The 1,066-nt window shown below is 41.6% G+C and carries 1 protein-coding gene; it reads left to right on the top strand.

Translation table 11 applies throughout. The features are described from left to right. Window positions 1–955 (top strand): MFS transporter (locus ABJV04_RS02455; protein ID WP_348489556.1); only part of this gene is annotated, 955 nt, incomplete at its 5' end. Between the last annotated feature and the right edge of the window lie 111 nt (window positions 956–1,066).

Below are 1,066 nucleotides of genomic sequence, written 5' to 3'. Positions count from 1 at the left end.
GCCTGTTGTAGCCCTTATGATAAACCGCTTTGGTGCAAAGAAAGTAGTCTTGGTCACTGGACTAGTCGTCGCATTAAGCCTCTTCCCTATTACTTTAATGAATAACTGGATAAGTCTCGGTTTGCTACTGATGGTGGTTGGGGCCGCTTCAACATCCTACAACATAGCTGTTAATACTCTGGGGTCAAAAGTTGAGACTGATACCGGTAAATCACATATGTCAAAGATCCATTCCTGGTTTGGGATTGGTAACTTATCTGGAGCTTTGATCGGAACTATATTGGTTAAACTAGGAGTATCTGCATTTATTCATTTTCTGTTTATGTCGGTATTCATACTTTCAATTCTGGCTTTTATCTATAGATTTCTACCCCAAGATGCTCCTCATCCTGATACCGTCCGACCAAAATTCGAGTGGCCACATGGTGGACTTATAGCATTAGGCGCAATATGTTTTCTGGCCGCTACTTTAGAGAGCTCTGTAAACAATTGGATCGGACTCTTTTTTACCGATTATATACAAGTTGAAGAGGGATATGGTCCTGTGGGTTATACCCTTTTTGCAGGAGCTTTGTTAGGGATGCGAATTATAGGGGATAAACTAAAGGACAAATATGGGGCAAAAAAGCTTGTGGTAGCGGGCTCTATTGCAGCAGCATCTGGGATTCTTCTCGCTGTATTGTCACCAAATTTCTATACGGCTGGATTTGGGATCTTTATTGCCGGAGCCGGAGTTGCTTTAACCTTTCCGATGGTATTTAGCGCTGCTGGGCGTGAGGGTGCCATTGCACTCACTTCAGTTGCCACATTCGGTGCCATCGGTGGGATGATCTCTCAACCAGTCATTGGATTGATTATAGAACACTTTGGCTTATTCGGAGGTTTTCTCTTTTTAGCTAGCTGCTCTGTTGTAATAGCCGGACTAGCTTTCAAAGCAAGATTGTTCAAGAGCTGAAAAGTAAACATACTTTTCTATGTTTATGAATTTTGAATGGCATAGCTAAATTATATCACTCCTTTGCCTTAATGCAAGTTACAAACTTGCTGGTCTTTTAATTTTAAGTCA

Origin of the sequence: Aliiglaciecola sp. (assembly GCF_039982535.1) — a bacterium.
Taxonomy (GTDB): domain Bacteria; phylum Pseudomonadota; class Gammaproteobacteria; order Enterobacterales; family Alteromonadaceae; genus Aliiglaciecola.
The sequence above is the reverse complement of the archived record's forward strand: the minus strand, read 5'-3'. Positions and strand labels throughout refer to the sequence as shown.